The sequence below is a fragment of the Saprospira grandis DSM 2844 genome, assembly GCF_000275825.1.
GTDB classification, from domain to species: domain Bacteria; phylum Bacteroidota; class Bacteroidia; order Chitinophagales; family Saprospiraceae; genus Saprospira; species Saprospira grandis_A.
Genome location: NZ_JH719942.1, coordinates 1,219,085 through 1,237,077 on the forward strand (window position 1 = coordinate 1,219,085; position 17,993 = coordinate 1,237,077).

The 17,993-nt window shown below is 48.3% G+C and carries 11 protein-coding genes and 3 tRNA genes; 6 read left to right on the plus strand and 8 right to left on the minus strand.

Annotated features, from left to right (window positions below):
* Nucleotides 1–24 precede the first annotated feature (24 nt).
* On the plus strand, nucleotides 25–2,745 hold the full coding sequence (locus tag SAPGRDRAFT_RS05580; RefSeq protein WP_002657878.1) for an AsmA family protein: 2,721 nt from the start codon (nucleotides 25–27) through the stop codon (nucleotides 2,743–2,745).
* Between the two features lie 237 nt (nucleotides 2,746–2,982).
* On the opposite strand, the gene SAPGRDRAFT_RS05585 is transcribed toward SAPGRDRAFT_RS05580, so the two are convergent.
* On the minus strand, nucleotides 2,983–3,705 hold the full coding sequence (locus SAPGRDRAFT_RS05585; RefSeq protein WP_002657879.1) for a M949_RS01915 family surface polysaccharide biosynthesis protein: 723 nt from the start codon (nucleotides 3,703–3,705) through the stop codon (nucleotides 2,983–2,985).
* A 244-nt stretch (nucleotides 3,706–3,949) separates the two neighbouring features.
* A complete protein-coding gene (locus SAPGRDRAFT_RS05590; RefSeq protein WP_002657880.1) occupies nucleotides 3,950–4,249 on the minus strand; it encodes an ArsR/SmtB family transcription factor in 300 nt (99 codons plus the stop codon).
* A gap of 261 nt (nucleotides 4,250–4,510) precedes the next feature.
* Between SAPGRDRAFT_RS05590 and SAPGRDRAFT_RS05595 the strand changes: the two genes are divergently transcribed.
* The 4 genes from SAPGRDRAFT_RS05595 (at nucleotide 4,511) to SAPGRDRAFT_RS05620 (ending at nucleotide 9,398) form a co-directional block, all read left to right on the plus strand.
* Entirely contained in the window at nucleotides 4,511–6,028 is a 1,518-nt protein-coding gene (locus tag SAPGRDRAFT_RS05595) for a zinc-dependent metalloprotease (RefSeq protein WP_002657882.1), read from the plus strand.
* A gap of 259 nt (nucleotides 6,029–6,287) precedes the next feature.
* Nucleotides 6,288–6,758: a hypothetical protein gene (locus tag SAPGRDRAFT_RS05605; RefSeq protein WP_002657884.1), complete on the plus strand. Its 471-nt coding sequence runs from the start codon at nucleotides 6,288–6,290 to the stop codon at nucleotides 6,756–6,758.
* A 236-nt stretch (nucleotides 6,759–6,994) separates the two neighbouring features.
* The gene (locus SAPGRDRAFT_RS05615; protein WP_002657886.1) at nucleotides 6,995–7,735 is read left to right on the plus strand and encodes a hypothetical protein; all 741 of its coding nucleotides are present in this window, start codon (nucleotides 6,995–6,997) and stop codon (nucleotides 7,733–7,735) included.
* Between the two features lie 64 nt (nucleotides 7,736–7,799).
* Nucleotides 7,800–9,398, plus strand: coding sequence for a hypothetical protein (locus SAPGRDRAFT_RS05620; RefSeq protein WP_002657887.1), 1,599 nt, complete (start codon nucleotides 7,800–7,802; stop codon nucleotides 9,396–9,398).
* Nucleotides 9,399–9,675: 277 nt separating this feature from the next.
* Here SAPGRDRAFT_RS05620 and SAPGRDRAFT_RS05630 read toward each other — a convergent pair whose 3' ends face one another.
* The 6 genes from SAPGRDRAFT_RS05630 to SAPGRDRAFT_RS19815 form a co-directional block, all read right to left on the minus strand.
* Entirely contained in the window at nucleotides 9,676–11,955 is a 2,280-nt protein-coding gene (locus tag SAPGRDRAFT_RS05630; RefSeq protein WP_002657889.1) for an OmpA family protein, read from the minus strand.
* A 221-nt stretch (nucleotides 11,956–12,176) separates the two neighbouring features.
* Entirely contained in the window at nucleotides 12,177–15,419 is a 3,243-nt protein-coding gene (locus SAPGRDRAFT_RS05635) for a gliding motility-associated C-terminal domain-containing protein (RefSeq protein WP_253271275.1), read from the minus strand.
* Nucleotides 15,420–15,607: 188 nt separating this feature from the next.
* Nucleotides 15,608–15,680, minus strand: a tRNA-Lys gene (locus tag SAPGRDRAFT_RS05640).
* 36 nt (nucleotides 15,681–15,716) lie between these two features.
* Nucleotides 15,717–15,789: transfer RNA gene (locus SAPGRDRAFT_RS05645), tRNA-Lys, on the minus strand.
* Between the two features lie 33 nt (nucleotides 15,790–15,822).
* Nucleotides 15,823–15,895: transfer RNA gene (locus SAPGRDRAFT_RS05650), tRNA-Lys, on the minus strand.
* 107 nt (nucleotides 15,896–16,002) lie between these two features.
* The gene (locus SAPGRDRAFT_RS19815) at nucleotides 16,003–16,611 is read right to left on the minus strand and encodes a DUF4920 domain-containing protein (protein WP_002657893.1); all 609 of its coding nucleotides are present in this window, start codon (nucleotides 16,609–16,611) and stop codon (nucleotides 16,003–16,005) included.
* A 327-nt stretch (nucleotides 16,612–16,938) separates the two neighbouring features.
* Between SAPGRDRAFT_RS19815 and SAPGRDRAFT_RS05665 the strand changes: the two genes are divergently transcribed.
* Nucleotides 16,939–17,805, plus strand: a complete 867-nt coding sequence (locus SAPGRDRAFT_RS05665; RefSeq protein ID WP_002657894.1) for a diacylglycerol/lipid kinase family protein — start codon at nucleotides 16,939–16,941, stop codon at nucleotides 17,803–17,805.
* Nucleotides 17,806–17,993 lie beyond the last annotated feature (188 nt).

Genomic DNA, 17,993 nt, shown 5'->3' on the forward strand with positions numbered 1-17,993 from the left:
CTTCTCCCCAAAAAAGAAAGCGACATGAGTCCAAAGCCCAAAAACCAAAAACCCAAGAAGAAAAAAAGCCTAGCTTGGCGAGTATTATCGACCCTTTTCTTTTGGTCCCTAATGTTTACGATGATCGCCGTAATTGCCCTGATTGTTATGGCCGCCTTTTATGAGGCCAAAATTGGGGGCTTGGTGGTCCAGGAACTACGCAAAAGCCTAAAAACGGAGCTCAAAGTAGAGCGAGCAGAACTCTCTTTGATTTGGGATTTCCCCAAGGCTTCGGTCAGTTTGAAAAACCTAGCCCTACATGATAATAGTGGCGATAGTAGTCGTTATTTGCTGCAAGCCGAAGACCTCTCCTTGAAGTGTAGCATTTGGGGATTGCTGTCGGGGCATTATCAATTTAATGCGATCAGTATATCTAATGCATCCATTGATGTGCGGCAATATAAGGATGGGCGGACCAATTACGACATCTTTATTACGGAAGAAGAAGCCGAGGAAACGGGCCAAAGCAGCGACCTTAATCTTTCGATTAAGGATGCCAATTTTAAGAATGTTAAGCTGCGTTATTTGGACCAGATGATGGACCAAGATGTTAGCTTTTTGCTAGAGTCAGCCTTTTTTGCGGGCGATTTTAATAATGAGCGCTATATCCTGAAAAGCTTGGCCAATATCCAGATGAACTATCTGGAGATGGGCGGCGAGCGCTACCTAGAAAATAAAGCCCTGGGCTATAATGCCAATATTCAGATTGACCACCTAACCCAAAGTTATAGCATTAAAGAGATGAAACTGCAGGCGGAGGGCAATGAGTTTTTGACCACGGGAGAGGTCGTTTTGGTGCCTAAGGGGAGCCGTTTGGACCTCAAATTTGAGTCGGACAAAGCCAAACTCGGCGCCTTGCTTCAATTGCTGCCGCCCAAGCTCCTCCCCTATTTAGGCGGCTTTGAGAGCAATGCTTACATGAGCTTTAAGGCCGAAACCAAGGGCTTACTAGCCCCCAACAGCCTGCCGATGACCAAATTTAACTTTGGTTTGCGTAGTGGCAGACTGAGCCACCCCAATATGAGTCAATCGCTCAAGGGCGTTAACTTTGATGTAGAATTTGAAAACCGAGGCGGCAGCTCCAATCAGGCCCTATTAGAGCTCAAAAACTTTGAGGGCAGCTTGGGCGGTCATCCTATTTCCTTGGCCCTAAGGGTAGAGGATTTAGACAACCCCCTAATTGATTTTAGCTTTGACGGCAAGCTGCCCATTGACCTGATCAAAGGATTTTTGGGCGAAGAAGTGAGCAAGGGCCAAGGCCTGCTCGCCATAGAAAATGTGGCCCTAAAGGGAAGGCTAAACGATATGCTCAACCCTCGCTACATCCAAAAAGTCAATTTGGGGGGAGCCCTGCGTTTTGATAATGTGGGCCTTGTTCGCTATGGCGTGCCACTGAGTATTCCCGAGGGGAGTCTGGCCCTCAACAACAATGTGTTTTCGGTCAATAAACTACAATTCAAAAGCCGCAAATCTGACATCCTGCTGCAGGGGAATTTCCAGAATATTTTGCCCGTTCTCTTTGCCGACTCTAGCAACTCTAAGCAGGCAGAACTAGGCTTTAAGGCCAGTTGGGCCTCTGAAAAACTAGATATTGATGAGCTGATGTTGGCCGCCTTGGGCCCCCAAAGTCAGGAGCCTTTGCCTACAGATTCTATTGCGGCAGATTCGGTTCGGGCCGAGAAAAACGAACAGCGAATGTTTGTCTCTAACTTCCTTTTCGGAAGCTTTAAGCTGCATATTCAACAGCTCAATTATGGAGAATTTGAATTTAAGAACATTGATGGCGAACTCGCCTTTCAGAACAACAAAATGGACCTCAAAGGGCTTTCTCTAGAGGGCTTTCAGGGTAAAATGCGCCTAGATGCCCGCTATACCTTTGATTTGGCGCCCAAGTTACTAGCCTTTGCCGAACTAGAAAAGATCGATATCAATCAGTTTTTTGAGCAAATGGATAACTTTGGGCAAACCACCTTAGAAGCTCGGCATTTGCGTGGCCGCTTGAGCAGCTTGGTCAAGCTAAACGCCTTTTGGGATGAACAGGGCCATTTTATGGATAATGAACTCTCTGTTTTGGCCGATGCAAGTTTAGAAGATGGCGAAATCATTGGCTTTGAAATGTTGGAGGATTTTGGTCAGTATATTAAGGTCAAGGACCTCAAACACATTCGATTTAGTCGAGTAGAAAACCAGTTCCGCATTGCCAACCGCAAGCTCTATATTCCCGCCATGTTCATTCAAAGCAATGCCATGAATATCACGCTTTCGGGCAGCCATAGTTTTGACCAAGATATGGACTACCGCTTCAAGATCAATGTGGGCCAAATTCTGGCCAACCGCTTCAAGCGCTACAATAAGGATATGGAGCCTTTGCCCGCCCGCAAAAAGGGCCTCTTCAATGTTTATGCGCGCATGTATGGCAACCTCTACGATGAGGAATATCAATATCAGATGGGCCGCAAAAAGGTTAAAAAACTCATGGAGGCCGATATGAAGGAAGAAACACTAGCCCTGAGCAATAGCCTAAAAGCAGAATTTATGGGCAGCGAATTTGCAGCCCGTGGCGGCAGCGCTCCCTCTGGCAACAACTTCCAACGAAAGGTCAATACCTTAGAAGAACCCGACGAATGGGCCGATATTCCAGAATATAAAGGCGGTAGTGGCGGCAGTATCGAGGAAGAAGAAGAACCGGAATATATTGAGTGGTAATCTTTTGGGGCTGCCCCGCCAGTAGGCGGGTCGGGCTGTCCGCTGCTCGCTGCTCGCTCGGCCCTGCAGGCTTTTTCGCTTCGCTTCAAAAGCCTTGGGTCTGCCGCCTGCGGCGGCCCTGCTCTCATCCCTCAGCCGCGTCGCTGCGCTCCTTTGCGGCGGCTTCGCCGCCTGCTAGACGCATAAAAAAAGCGCCCATGCTCTGAGGAGCATAGGCGCTTTTTGCTTTGGGCCAGACTAATAGGCCTTTACCTTATCGGAAAAAGAGTTAAAGATATCGCTGGCGTAGTTAAATATTTTTTCTTCTGCCTTAAAGTTATCGCTAGGCTTAAACTCTCCGCCTAGGCCTTCCACCTTATTGTTTCCGGCTAATTGATAATAATTTTGGCCCTCAAAAACGTGTAGATCTAAATTAGTCGGACTCACATCGCTCACGCAATCGAGTTGGCTAAAGCAGTAGATTTCGGCCTCGCCATCCTTATCTTCATCGGCAATTTGGAAAGCTGCATTAGGAAACTTGCTGACTAGGTCAAAGTTGCAATTTTCCATATCGTAATGCTTAATATTTTGGCGTTTGGCTTCTTGGCCATCCCAGAAATAATAGCCTAGGCTCATATAGTGGCGGCCTTCAGAAAAGTATTGGTTGCGGAGCAAATAGTAAGTGCCCTTAATATCCTTTACCTCAGTGGCTTCTTCTAGATCGGGGCCATGCACCATCAGGCCATTGAAGGGGAGTTTTTTGGCGGGCACTGCCGTCATCGTAATTTCAAAAGGGCCAGCAGCGGCTTCGGCAAAAGCCTCTTCCTCGCTCATGGGTTCCTCTTCTGTTTCTTTTTGGGCCTCTTCTTTGGGCGTTTCTTTTTGGGCCGTTTGCTCATCTGTTTGAGGAGCAGATTGGTTTTGGCAGGCGCTGCCCATCAGCAAAAAGGCCAGGGCCAAGGGGATAAATAGTTTTCTCATGTTTTCTATAGTAAATTAGTGGAGATAAATAGCGTAGATATGCGCAGAGCCGCCCTTCTGGCTGAGGGGCTGTAGCAGGGCCGCCAAAGGCGGCAGACCAAAGCGGCGCAGCCGCTGCAGGGCCGAGCAGACCTGCGAGCTGCGCAATGGCCCGACCCGAAGGGGCAGCCCCAAAATAAAAAAGCTTTACCTCCAAAAGATAAAGCAAAAGACGGAAGTCCGAAAGAAAGTCATCAAAAAAAGCCTAAAAACACTGCTCTACATAGGCAAGCACCTGCGCCACTGCTTCATCTTTGATGGCATAAAAATGTTTGTTACCTTCGGGACGGACCACAAGCACCCCTTTATTTTTGAGAATGCCCAAATGATGAGAAACCACCGCCTGCTCAATATTGAGGATGCCATGAATATCCTTAACGGGCAATTCGCCTTTCTCTTTTAGAAGGTCGACAATAGCCAGACGAAGAGGATGGGCAAGGGCGCGAAGGGCCGCAGCAGCAGCTTCTAGGGTCGCAATGCTTAATCTAGCTTCTAACTGACTCATAGGATGTTGATTTAATTTGAGGTATACAATTGAAACAAAGTTAATCAAAAAAGTAGAAGGTCCTAAAAAATTAGCTATATAAATATAGTCCTTTTTATATGTAGTTAGGAGATATCTAAAGTTCAAAATATAATTTTACAAACTAGCTATTAACAACTATTTTGCTTGTCTTGGCCGTATATAAGCCAACAAAAGTGCAAAAAATACATTTAGTGCTAGGGCAAAATGCCCTTCTTTCGTCAATCATTAAAACCAACAGCTATGCGATTGCTATACTTTTCTTTTTTATGCTCGCTCCTTTGGGTGGGGCAACTACTGGCCCAACAGGCGCCCTGTGGGGTCTCTTTGGCCGATGGAGCCGCCATTAAGGCCCAAATGATGGAAAACCGCCGCAACATCAACTTGGCCCAGATTAGCCGACAAAATACCACTTATATTCCCTTAAGTCTGCATTTGGTGGGCAGTGAATCTGGGCAGGGTTTTGCCTCGGGCAGCAAGGCCGTAGAAATGCTTTGCAAGCTCAATAGCGATTTTGCCGACCAAAATATTTTCTTCTATCTCAATGGTCCAGTTCGCTTTATTTATGATGATGTGATTTATGATGATGCCTATAATAATACGGGCCAAATTAGAATGAGCAGTTATAAGGTCCCCAATAGCCTCAATGTTTTTGTGAGTGCCAATGTGAGCCGCTCGGTGGCGGGTTATTATACGCCTTCTCGCGACTTTGTTTTTATTCAAAATAGCTATGCCAATGGTAGTTCGACCACCATTACGCATGAGCTCGGCCACTTTTTCACCTTGCCACATACCTTTTATGGTTGGGAGGGCATAGATGCCCGGGCACAATATAGTGGCAGCCCTGCCCCAGTAGTTGTCAATGGGCGTTTGGTCGAAAATGTAGACCGAGGAATTGGGGCCAATTGCGCCAATGCCGCCGATGGCTTTTGCGATACCGAAGCCGATTATATTTCGGAGCGCTTTAGCTGCCCTGTTTCTACTAGTTTGCAAGATCCTATAGGGGTCAGTTTGCAAATCAATAGCGACTACTTCATGTCTTATTCTAGCGATAATTGCCAAAATACTTTTTCGCAGGAACAAAAGAATGCCATGCTCGCCGATATGGCCAACCGTGGCTGGACCAATTTCCCTGCGCCCAGCAGTATGGATAGCCTAGACGGTAGCCAACTCCAAGGCATTAGCCCCATCAACAATGATTTTGCCCAAGAAACCAATGGACAAATTCGCCTAGAATGGGATGCTTCTACAGCACCCAATGCCAACCAATGGGTCATTACGGTAGAGCGTATTTTTAACAATATTCCCTTGGGGCAGGTCTATACCGCTAGCGTGATGAATCAGAATTTTGCCTTTATTCCTAGCTCGGCTTTGGGGAGCAATCGTCAGTTTCGCTGGACCGTCAAGCCCCTGCAGCCAGCCTATACTTGTGCCCCCAGTTCTTCCCCCTTCTATTTTCAAACGGGCACGGTTAGCAGTAGCCATAACTTGGCTGATTTGGCCCAAAATGAGCTGCAGATTTTCCCCAATCCCATCCAAGATGCCGCCCTACAGCTTCGGCTGACGGCCTTGGCCAATAGCTCGGCCCAACTGGCCATTTATGGTTTAGATGGTCGCATCATTTGGGAGAAACAGAACTTGGCCCTAATCGCTGGCGAGCAAGATTTCCGCCTAGCGATTCCAGCACTAGCCCCTGGCCAATATTTTATCCTGATTCGTAGTGATAAACAAGTTTGGAGACAGGCTTTTATTAAGCAGTAGGCTATTTTTTTGGGGCTGCCCCGCCCTGCGGGCGGGTCGGGCTGTCCGCAGCTCGCTGCTCGCTCGGCCCTGCGCGGGCTACGCCCGCTAGGTCTGCCGCCTGCGGCGGCCCTGCTCTCATCCCTCAGCCTGCGGCCCTTTGGGCCTGTAGGGCGCAAAATGGGGCTAGCTGACAAATTGGCCGCCTATTGGGAACTGGAATTATCTTTGACGGCTTTTAACTAAGTTCAACATCATCCCCTTAGACACAGTATAGTATATGTTCGGAAATTTCAAACGCTGGTTAGGCTTCTCGGAAGTCAAGATGCGCATATCGGCCCTAGAGGTCTATCCCACAGATGTAAACACCATCAATGCAGAATTACTTTTTTCGGCCAAGGGTGCCGCTAGTATTGAGGCCATTCGTCTTCGCCTGATTGAGCGCTATGAGCGTGGGCGGGGCGAGAACAAACAGATTGATGAATACATTTTGGGCGAAAAGCTCATTGAGGAGCCCTTACATTTAGAAAATGGGCAGGACTTCAGTTTGTTTTTCAAGCTTCCCTTTCAGTTTCAGCTCTCTAATATGGATCGTTTGGAGCGCTCTAATGTTTTGGGCAAGAGTTTGGCGGGTTTTGCCAAAAGCCTCAAATCGGCTAAATCTAGTTATAGAATTGAGGCCGTGGCCCAATTAGAGGGCCAAGAAGGCCAACTTTGGGAAGAATGCAAAATTCGTTTTCAGGGAAAATAAGGCTTTGCATTTTCAGCAAAAAGGCCCAACTTTATAGAAGTTGGGCCTTTTTGCGTTTAGGCGGGCGGCCTTTAGGCCGTTTTTGGCGAGCTCATCCGCCGGCCCAGCGCTGCGGAGGGGTGGCCGAAGGCCAGACCGAGCTGGCGAAGCCAGCGAAGGGCCGAACAGACCTGTGAGCCCCGCAGCATAGCGGCGGCCAGCGAAGCTGGCCGCGGGCCCCAAAAAAATAAAAAACTATGTATCCACTTCTTCTCTTTTTAACGGTATTGACCCTAGCGGTTTTGTTTTTAGCTTGGCGATTATTGCAATCGCCCAAGGCGCCCCAACAAGAAGAAAGCGAGGCGCCCCTCAACAACCAGCAGCAGTTGGGCCAGCGCCTTCGGCATGCCTTATATTGGGCCGAGCGGCATGAGCGGCAGGCCAAAGAAGAGCTAGAAAGCGGCTATCGGCAGCAAAAAGAGCTCTTAGAAAGCTTGGGGCGGCCTAGCTATGTCGAGCTACCGAGCAAGTCCCTTTTTTTCTGTTTGCGCCCCATAGACGAGGGCCAAAATATCTATTATTATCAGAGAGATTTGCAAGAAAAGCGGGAAGATTACTTGGAGGAAAGCCAGCGGATTTTGCAAGAATTTGAGCAAGAGCGGGAGGTATTAGTACAGCAAATTGGGCTTTTTGGGGAGTTGCAGCAATCGCATCGAGAAAACCTGCAGCGCTTGGAGGCCCTTAAAAAAGGGGACCAAAGTTGGGCTCAGCTCGAGCGGCATCGGCAGTATTTGGCCCAGCAAAAAGCCCAGGATAAAAAAGAAGAGGCCGCCATTTTGCAGCAATACCGCCTAGCACTCATTGCCGAAGAGCTGGCCTTTCAGGAAGACTGCCAGCAGGCCTATGAAGAGCTCCTTCAGGAGGATCGGCTGCTGTTGGGGCCAGAGCTCGAGCAGCTGCGGGCTAGAGTAGAGCAGCAAGATCCTGACCGTGGCTAGGCTTTTGCATAAAGAGAAGAAAAAAACTAACTTAACACTCAGAACGCTAAATTTACAGATAAGTATGAGAACTATTTGCATGTTTCTTCTTGCCCTTATGGGCTCCCCTTTAGTATGGGCTAGCAAGCCAGCAAACTCCGATGGCTCCATTCAAAAAATTTTACTCCTCAGCGAGCAACAAAAGTACCTGATTAAGCAAAGCGCAAAAGCCTTTATGGGCCTCGCCAATAGCCCTAAGGTGGTCGATTACTACCTACAGATTGACTCTTCGCTCTTGGTTTTTGAGGAAAACCTAGTGGAGCTAGAAGAATTTAGTGAGTCGCCAATTCTTAAACCCGCCCTAACCGACCTAAAAAACAACTGGAAGGAATACAGCCTTGTCGTCAGCCGAGAAATTGGCCCAAAGACCTGCTCTAAACTGCTCAAACTGGAGCGCAAAACCTATGAGGCGGCAGAGGCCTATCGCTTTGCGCTCAGTGGATATATTGCTCAGATTTACCCCAATATTGCACGCAACCTCAAAGAATCTTATGGCCTGAGTAGCCGGGCCTACACCCAAGCTATTTTTGCCGAAAGTTATATGTTTTATCAATATGCTAGTCGCTTGGAGCTGCCCGAAAAGCGAAGTTTGGAGCGCAGCCTAAAAAAGGTAGAAGAACAAACCCTAGCCAATTTTGATATCCTGCTCAATAGTAAAATCAATACCGCAAGCACCAAAGGACAACTCCAAAGTATTAAAGAAAAATGGCTGGGGCTGGCTAAGGAGTTTGAGCAATACAACTCCAAAAGCCGTAGCTATATGACTAGCCTAGCCGGCCATTCGGATGAAAGCAGTCAGGCGCTTTGTCGGCTTGCCCGTGAGTACAGCCAGTTGGTCGAGGTCCTATCTGTGAGCCATTTGGTGGCCATGGTGAGCCGCCACCGCGCCCAAAATAAAGAAATGGCGCGCACCTACCTACTTGCGGCCTTTGAGTTGGAGCGCGACCGCAGCGTCCGTCAATCATTAGATGAGCTCATCTCGCAATTTGAGAACCGCAATCGCCGTTTGGTGGTTTTTGCCCCCACCAAAGCCGCTCGTCGGTCGGCAGAAACCATTGGTCGATTCTGGAAAAACTACAAAAAGGCCCTAAAGAAAAACTATACCGAGGAGGGCCTCTTCAAACTCATTGAGCAAAGCCATATTATCATGGCGGCCTGCGACCGCATGGCAGAAGACCTAGAAAATTATGCTGGCCAGCTCCCACTCTACCCCAAAGAGCAGAAAGAATTGCCCAAAGAAGAGCGCATCATTCACTTGCTCAATATTGTGGGCCATCAAACTACCGACATTCAGCGCCTCTTGATTTATCGAGTACAAACGGCCAAAAACCAGGGCGGAAGCATTTCGCTGCGCCGCTATGAAGACACCGTAAAGGAGTTTGAGCAGACCTTGCAGCAGCTACAAACTTTTGAGGACAACACCCCCGCCATTGTCGAGGGCCTACATAAATTGGAAACCCTTTGGACCCAGCTCAAAAATGATTATTTGGGGGCCAAAACCCTAGAAAAAGAGGAGCTGCTTAGCTGTATTGAGCAAATTGATTTATTGGCTAGCGAGTTAGAACAACTGAGTATTCTCTATGAAAACATGGTCAATACTTTGGTCCAATATAGCTTAAAATAATCCGTTTAGCCCTTCTGTTTTGAAGGGCTTTTTTTTGGGGCTGCCCCAGCCTGCGGCTGGGTCGGGCCATTTCGCAGCTCGCAAGTCTGCTCGGCCCTGCAGGCTTTTTCGCTGCGCTTCAAAAGCCTTGGGTCTGCCGCCTGTGGCGGCCCTGCTACAGCCCCTCAGCCGCGTCGCTGCGCTCCTTTGCGGCGGCTTTGCCGCCTGTAGATCCGTAAAAAAAGGGGAGAAGAATCTACAGATTCTTCTCCCCTTTTTGCTGGACCAATAAAGGCCACTATTTACTTTGGCGAATCACTCTAAACTCTGTTCGGCGGTTTTCGCCATGCTGAGCTTCATCACAGGCGCTAAAATCATCGCAGCCATTGAGTAGTTGGCTTTCGCCTAGGCCCAAATAGCTCAAACGGGCCTCAGAAATTCCCTTTTCAATCAGGTAATCGGCTACTGATTTTGCTCTACGAGCAGAGAGCTCCAAATTATAATTGGCATCTCCACGAGAATCGGTATGCGAGCGAATCTCGACCACCAAGTCGGGATTATTGACCATAATATCGAGCAATTGTTGCAGCCCCGTAGAGCGTTCTAGATTGATTCGATCTTGATCATAATCATAATAAATTGCATCAATTTGGTAGACCTGTTCTCCTTCAAAGCCATTGGGGTTTCCGCCACCAAAGCTGCCCCCTTCTCCATTTGGATTATTGGGATCATCTAGCTTAAAGAGTTCGGGTAGGGCCACATTGGCAGTAAAGGTCGTATCCTCATCAATATGGAGTGTACTAAACTTATTGGTGCTAGTAAAATAGCCTTCTTTACTTGCCTTAATTACATATTGGCAATTGGCCAAGGCCTTTAGGCTATAATTACCTTCTGCATCGGTGCTGCTTTTGGTTGTTCCTTTTTGGCAGTTGCTTAGGAGTTCTAGCTGCGCATTGGCTAGGGGTTCTCCGGTTTTATCATCAAGGACTTGGCCCTCTACTTTAATTTCCAGTTTTTTGGCCACCGTAGGCACTTGAACAAAGAGGCGGGCCCCCATGGCATAACCTTCTGTAGAGATAGTCACTGAAGTATCGCCAAAGGCGGGAGAAAAGACCTCGAAAGTACAGCTTCTATTGAGTGGCAATTGGAGTTGGACCTTTCCATCCACATCGGTTAGATACTCTTTGCGGGGAAAGCAATCAGAGGTTAGGCTCACCTCATCTACCCCCTTACCTGTCAGCTTATCAAAAACGAGTAGTTCTGTATTAACGGCTAACTTAGTAAAGAAGAAAATATCGGTAGCGCCTACTGCGCTATCTCGGTTAGAAGAGAAATAGCCAGAGATTCCAGAGCTATCATCTTGCATATAGGCAAAATCGTCGAAGCGGCTATTGATAGGAGAGCCTAGATTTTCTAGGGGTCTCCATCGGCCCTTATAAGCCTTAGAAGAATAGACATCGAGTCCACCGAGGCCCGTATGTCCATCAGAGGCAAAATAAAGCGTTCCGTCTGAGGCTAGCCAGGGGAAGACCTCATCGCCTTCGGTGTTAATTTCTGGGCCGAGGTTAATCGGTTCGCTCCAGCCGCTACCTTCTAGATAAGAAACGTAGAGGTCCATACGGCCAAAGCCTCCGGGCATATCTGAGGCGAAGTACATTTTATCGCCTTCTGCATTGAGGGTGGGATGGGCCACAGAATAAGACTTGCGGGCAAAATCGACGCGGCGGCCTTTTTTCTCCCAGCCTGTATTGGTCATTTTAGTACTCATAATTTGAGTTTGGACAATACCGGCACCATCTCTTTCCACCTTTCCTTTTTGAAAATAATTTCGGGTAAAGTACATAGTTGTTCCATCGGGAGAAAAAGCCACAGGGCCATCATGGTAGCGAGTATCTACAATCTTATCGAAGGGGCGGGATTTGCCATACTTATAAGCCTTAGTTTCCTCATCTACCAGGCGGCGGTCACAGTAATAGACATCGACAAAGGGGCGGCCGGTCCAGGCGGACTGAAAAAACAGCGGAGCGGCTCCGGTGTCTCTTTCGGCGCAATAGACAACTCCCTTACGGTGTGTATTGAGGCCAAACTCATCGTATTTGGTGTTAATTTCTCGAACATTACGGACGATATAGAGGGCTCCACTATTTGTGAGCAGCGCTCGGAGGCTATCGTCGCAGGCCTCAATAAGTTGTGGGCCGCGGAGATCGCCGGGGGCGAGTTCTCTAAACTTCTCGAAGCTCACGCGAGCCTCTTGGGGGCGATTATTAGACAATTGAGAGAGGCCCAAATAAAAATGGAGCTCGGCATTGGCCTCGGGGTGGAGGACTGCTTTGGCGTACCAGCGTTCGGCCTTTTGGTAATTGCCGATGCGGCGGTAGCAGTCGGGCAGATTGAAAAGGGCCTCGGGCTCTGTTTTCTTGGCCAAAATCTTTTCATAGAGCTGGATGGCCTTTCTAAAGTTCAGTTGTTGGTAGAACTTGTTGGCCTTAGTCAGCTTGGCAGATTGTGCTTCTAGGCCTGTGCTGGCAAGCGCTAGGCAGAAAAAGGCTAAGCAAAGGCGGGATAAGATGGATGTCATATTAGAAAAAGCTTTAGAAAGCGTAAAGGGTCGATAATATAAAGGTCTGCTCCTTTTGCGGTTTTGCAGGCGGCGAAGCCGCCGCAGGCTTAGGGATGGACAGCAGTGGCCCGCAGGGCCAGACCGAAGCGCTTTAGCGCTGAAGGGCCGAGCGAAGAGCGAGCTGCGAAACAGCCCGACCCGCCCAAAGGGCGGGGAAGCCCCTCTAAAACAGCCCTCATCTAGCGAGCGATCTGGATCCATTGGCGGCCCAAGAGAACGCCATTTGTTCCGTAAACAATCAGGTAATAATTGCCATCGGGTAGGTCATTGCCTTGGAAGGTACCGTTCCAGTCATTTTGATAATCTTCTTGGCGGAAGACCTCATTGCCCCAGCGGTTATAGACCACTACTTCATTGCCGGGAAAGTTTTGAATAGTTTCGATGACCATAAAGTCGTTTACTCCATCATTATTGGGAGAGAAGCCGTCATAAATCGTGAACGGGCTACAGGGGATATCGAGATAAACCGTAGCGGTATCGGCGCCCCAAGGGTTAAAAATCACATAATCGAAGGCATCATCTCCGCAGAAGCCGGGATTAACAGTATAGGTAAAAGAGCAATCATTTTGGTTGAGTTGGCCCAGGTTGGGTTGGCTAAGGAGAGCCACCGTATAGTTGGCCGTATTGAAGCTATCATTGAGGCAAACATTAATTGTAGCCGTATTTTGGCCAAAGATCAGTTCTAGGGTATCATCTTGAGTGATTGGGGCGGGTAGTGCCACCTCCACAAAAAGGTAAGAGGTATCGCAAGCGCCGTTATTGGAGCAGACCAAGAAGCAACCGAGATCACTTCCGAGGCTATCGCCGACATAGGTCACGCAAGCGGTTTGTTGGTCGATAATAAAGTTCACAGCTCCAGAAGAAGCGTTGGCGCAGAAATTATAGATGGTATCTACAGAAGGCACCTCTGTGGTATCTAGGCAGAAGGTAAACTGCTCACCGACCAAAATGGTATCTTCAAATTGCTCAGTGGTGGCACAGTACAAATTCACCAAAGCGGCATCGCTACAGTTGAGTGGGCCATTGACCACCAAATTATAAGTTCCTTGAGCGGGGAAGCTGAGTACCGTTCCTTGGGCGTATTGAGGTTGGACCGTAGGGCCTACATTAGAAACCGTTCCGGAAGGAATACAGCTAATATTGAGATTATTGTAATTGGTGGTTGAAGTCGTGTTGGTTCCGATAATAATCGAGCTATCTCCGTTGATACTCCAGAAGGTATTTCCGTCATTGATATTCATAAAATTGACCACGCCCAAAAGGCCAGCGACTGTATCGGGGCCGTAGAAAACGCCATTGGCGGTCCAGCTCACCTCAAAAGCGCCAGAGCAGTTAGGGACCAAAATCACGGGATATTGGATGCGGGTCACTTCATTGCAAGCGGCAAAACCGCCGGTATAGGGTTGGCCATTGAGGCTAAAGCTATAATCGCCAGACTGCACGCTATCGAGAGGAATATTATCGATACAAGTTTCGAGAACAGAGCAATCGGTTAGTTGGCTAGTAATCGTATCGGGTAAAAGATTGGGGCAGTTAGGCTCCAAGTTATTAAAGATATAGACCATCGTATCGCAAACGCCATTATTATCGCAAAGCTCCACACAAACCGTATCGGCTCGAATACCAGAGTTTTGTTGAGGGGCGGCAGGGGTATAAGAAGCGCAGCCCGTAGTGGGATCTACGTTAATCCCCCCTACATTTTGTAGATCGCAGCCGAGGTTATTGACCGAAGCCAGGGTTCCGGCAAACTGAATATTGATAGGGCAAGTATCGACCACTGCAGAGCCAGCCGCCACATCAATAATAGCCGTATCGGGCTGAGGGGCTAGGGTAAAGATATAAATAGTGGTATCGCAAAAACCGTTATTATCGCAAACCTCCCAACAGATAGTATCTTGTCCGGCGGTATTGTTCGCGATATAATCGAAACAAGCCGTATTGGCGTTGATATTGGCTACGGCACCAAAGTTAAGTGGCGAGCAGCCCAAGTTATTCACCGTTTGCAAATTGCCAGGCAATTGGGTAGTATCCATACAATAGGTTCCGCTTTGGTTGACATAAACCGCAGGGCGAATAGTATCTACAGAAGAGCAAGCCAAAAGCTCAATATTATTTTGTTGGATCTGGCAGCCTTGGGCATCGGTTAGCGTAAGGCTATAGTTGCCAGGCGCCACACTAGAGAGATCCTCTGTAGTTGCGCCATTAGACCAAAGGAAAGTATAAGGCGAATTGGCCCCATTTACGGTCAAATCAATATCGCCAGCTACACAGGCGGGATTGGCCGTTTGTACCTCTAGGGTCCAGTAGTTGGGCGTTGTAATTTCTACGGGCAGAAAAGACTGGCAGCCCCCAGTTTGCAAGCGGACCTCATAGCGGCCAGCGGGCAAGTTATTTTGTGGGGTATTTCCAACCAATTGGCCAGAGCTCAATTCATAAATTTCACAAGTTGGGCAACTTCCGTTATCATCAATAACTCCAGCATTGGCGCCTGCGCAGTTGTTTGCCGTAATTGTAAAGTTGGCAGGATTGAGCGTAGATGCTCCAGCCTCATCCAACACCAAAGTATCAAAACCACTACAGCCATTCACATCAATTACCTCGATGGTATAAACCCCTGCGGTCAAGTTGACAAAAGTATTTGGACCAAACTGCTGCCCAACAAAGCTCCCGTTCAAGTAATAATCAAAGGGCACACTACCCGTAGTGGGCGTGCTGGTAAAAGAACCATTGGTTCCCCCCCCACAGGCTGGGCTGGCATCTACTGCACTGCCCAGCAAAAGGCCGCCATTTGTAGGGACCTCTAGGCGGAAAGCCGAACTACAGCCATTGGCATCTACCAAAATGAAGCTATAATCTCCAGCAGCCAACTGATTAACCGTATCTAGGTTGTTCAAATTGGTCAAGGTAGCCGATTGCGGACCGCTATAGTTTAAAGAAAAAGGCGCTTGGCCCGTAAAGCTAAACGCAATTTCTCCTGTATTTACCGAAGTATTACAATCATCGGCCTGAATGACCGCCGTTTGGCTTGGCCCATCCTGATGACTAATACTAAAGGGCAAAATTTGCTGACAAGCTGCCCCATCGCTAACCGTAAGCTGATAGTTGCCCGCCGCCAAAGAAGAAATGGCCGAGGTAGTTCCCCCATTAGACCATTGATAACTAATTGGCGCCTGTCCGCCAGTAACAACAACCCTAGCTTCACCATTAGACTGCCCACAACTCGCATCACTCAAGAGCAAGCTTTCAATTTGTAAATCACATTGGGCAGAAAGTTGATGACTAAAGATGCTGCTCCAGCAAAAACTAACCGTAAGCGCTGCTATAATGGCCGATTTGCGGATAAAGTGTAGAGGTAAATGCATGCTCAAAAAACGAGTTATTGAAGGTATATTCTGATGGCTAAAATTAAGTAAGTTTTTCATAAAACACTAAAGAAGTCTTTTAAGAATTGTCCCTTTAAGACCAAAGCTTAGCTTTGCCAAGAGCTCCGCCCAAAGATAAAGCTTTTGAAGCGAAAAAAAGCGGTGCAAAATTTTAAGGGCTGAAATTGAGGCAAATAGTCTAAAATAGACATAAAAAAAACCGCCTCCAAAATTGGAAGCGGTTTGCGTGATTTCGCCGGGGTTCGAACCCGGGACCCTTTGATTAAAAGTCAAATGCTCTACCAGCTGAGCTACGAAATCAACCTAAAAGGCTAAACTCTATATAAACTTTTCTTGTGATTTCGCCGGGGTTCGAACCCGGGACCCTTTGATTAAAAGTCAAATGCTCTACCAGCTGAGCTACGAAATCAATCCAGAAATTTAGCCTCTATATTATATGTTGTGATTTCGCCGGGGTTCGAACCCGGGACCCTTTGATTAAAAGTCAAATGCTCTACCAGCTGAGCTACGAAATCAATCCAAACTTAAGGTTAAAACCGAAATGTTTTCCTCCCTAAGCGGTTGCAAAAATAGGCAAGAATTTCTTTTGTCCAAAATATTTTAGCCCTTTTTTCAAAAAAACTTACTTTTTCAACATCACGCCCTTGGCAATGAGGTTAAATTCAGACTGCCCTTCCGTAATTTTTGCCGCCTCTTCTTCGCTCTGCCCATCGGCCTGAGCTTGGGCTTGTAGCTCCTCAGCCGACACATCCACTCTAAAGGCAAGTCCCTCAGCCACAACAGTTTGCCCCATAAATTCTTTGGGCAAAGCCTTATGCTCCGCTGTGCTCACAATCAATTCTTGGCCCTCGGCTGTCTTGAGCGTAAACCAACAACCCGACATTTTACACATCTCCACAATTTCTCCCTCCACTTTTATATTTTCTACACCAGGCGATTCTTGGCCCTCGCCCCATGCAATCATGCCCAAGTCTTCCGCCTGCAAAGCCGCAACAACTTCTGCCGCCGTTTTGGCCCCAGCTCCATCAATTTTTTCTAGCCCATAATGTAGGCCCTCTTCCGTCAATGGCTCGGGCACAGCCCCATGCCCCTCATGATGCCCATGCTGCTCTTCTGCGGGGGCGGCTGCCGTTTCTTCCTGCGCAGACTCCTGAGGTGCCGCTTCGTTTTGGCAAGCGCCAAATCCCAAGACCAAAAATAGACTGACAATAAATGTGACTGACTTAAACATAGTAAACTGCTTTTTATTTTGACCCCAAAAATAAGCATTTTCCAGCAGCTAGCTGTATCCTTTGGCTTTTTATCCCTTTTTGTTATAGTTTTTTCCTGCCAGAATTAGCGCCGCCCAAAACAACCTCCTCTCCTTTTTTATGTTTACCTTTTTATTTATTTTTTGGGGCCTCCGCTGCGCTGCGCTTGCGGCGCTACGTTTCGCAGCTCGCAGGTCTGCTCGGCCCTGCGGCAGCAAAGCTGCCTGGGTCTGGCCTGACGGCCACTGCTGCACATCGCTAGGCCAAGCCCGCCCCTGGCCCAATTTTATACCCAAAGCCGCTCTTTTATGAAATGGTACATCTTACGCAACCCCAAGGCCCGCCAAGCTACTGCACTAAAGCTTTGGCCCAAAATAGAGCGGCAAATTAAGGCCAGCGGCCAAGCCTATGAGGGCCAAGATGTCCGCAACCGCCAAGAAATGTTGCAGCAAATACAAGTCTACCTCAAAGAAGGTGGCCAAAATTTTCTGGTTTTAGGTGGCGATGGTAGCCTAAATGCTGCCGCCAATGCCCTCTTAGGGCAGTCTTTTCGGCCTGTAGAGGAACTCTCTTTGGCCCATTTACCCCTAGGTTGGGGCAACCACTATGCCGCAGCAAGGACCAAATACCGCCCCTGGAAAGGGCTGGCCCAAGGCATGCGCAACCCCCAACTGAGCTACCAAGATGTGGGCCTACTGAGCTGGAAAAGAGGACAAAAAACCTATCAACGCTATTTTATTCATTTGGTCCAAATGGGCTGGCTGGCCCAATATTATCAAAGCCTACAAAAAAGAGCCCCAAAAAATATTCGCCTACTCACCAAATGGCAGTTTTTTCAAAGCTGGAAGCAGCAAAGCCAAATTGGCCCAACAGAAATTGCCCTCAATGGCCAAAAGCAAGCCCTAGCCCCCTTCTTTAACTTTGCCGTGGGCCTGCAACAAAAAAACGAAAGCTTTAGCTGGAGCAGCCAAGAGAAGAAAGCCCATCTGGGCCAGCTGCTGTTTCCCCAAGCCCTATTAAATGGCCCAAAAACAAGCCCCCAATCTATTCAAGATATTCAACTGAAGTTGCCGGGCCACTGGCCTTTGAGCATTGATGGCGACCCCATTATTCGCTCTGGCAACCAACTGCATTTTCAGTTATTGCCCAAACAACTTAGGCTACTGCAGTTTTAGGTCCTACAGGCGGCAAAGCCGCCGCAAAGGAGCGCAGCGACGCGGCTGAGGGGCTGTAGCAGGGCCGCCAAAGGCGGCAGACCCAAGGCTTTTGAAGCGCAGCGAAAAAGCCTGCAGGGCCGAGCAGACCTGCGAGCTGCGAAATGGCCCGACCCAGCCGCAGGCTGGGGCAGCCCCAAAAAAATAGC